The following is a 706-nucleotide window of genomic DNA, read 5'->3' as shown; positions in this document are numbered from 1 at the left end:
ATTCAATTCACATACCAAAACGCTTGATTCAGTTAATTTCGCTAGTAACTCATTTCTTTAATCTCCATCATCCAGTAATAAATCACTGTTAATGTCGATCTTAAAAACGAGTATGAACAAATTATTTCAACTCAAATATATTCTGTTAATGATTTTTCCAGCCTTCGTCAGGTCAGGAAACTGTGATAAATCACAGAAGTTAATAAGCTTTAACTTACTAAGTTCTATAATCTATGGTGGAGACTAGGAGAGTCGAACTCCTGACCTCCTGCGTGCAAAGCAGGCGCTCTACCAACTAAGCTAAGTCCCCAGCTTTAATCATAATGAACGACATATCTTTTTATCTAGCAGCTTGTGATTATTCATCACTTCGTCAGTAGTGGTGGGTCTGACAAGACTTGAACTTGTGACCCCACGCTTATCAAGCGTGTGCTCTAACCAACTGAGCTACAGACCCTCAGATACATCTTCGAAGAACAACTTGTTGTGGATTCTTACCGGTCACCAATCTTTCGTTAAGGAGGTGATCCAGCCGCAGGTTCCCCTACGGCTACCTTGTTACGACTTCACCCCAGTCATCGGCCACACCGTGGTAAGCGTCCTCCTTGCGGTTAGACTACCTACTTCTGGTGCAACAAACTCCCATGGTGTGACGGGCGGTGTGTACAAGGCCCGGGAACGTATTCACCGCGGCATTCTGATCCGC

General features: G+C 43.9%; 2 tRNA genes and 1 rRNA gene. All 3 read right to left on the bottom strand.

Going from position 1 to position 706, the window contains the following annotated elements:
* Window positions 1-234 precede the first annotated feature (234 nt).
* Window positions 235-310, bottom strand: a tRNA-Ala gene (locus ACK4IR_RS12355).
* Between the two features lie 70 nt (window positions 311-380).
* Window positions 381-457 (bottom strand) — tRNA-Ile (locus ACK4IR_RS12350).
* A gap of 59 nt (window positions 458-516) precedes the next feature.
* Window positions 517-706 (bottom strand): 16S ribosomal RNA (locus ACK4IR_RS12345); the annotation flags it as partial.

The sequence above is a fragment of the Thermosynechococcus sp. genome (assembly GCF_046299635.1).
In the GTDB taxonomy this organism is placed as follows: domain Bacteria; phylum Cyanobacteriota; class Cyanobacteriia; order Thermosynechococcales; family Thermosynechococcaceae; genus Thermosynechococcus.
The sequence above is the reverse complement of the archived record's forward strand: the minus strand, read 5'-3'. Positions and strand labels throughout refer to the sequence as shown.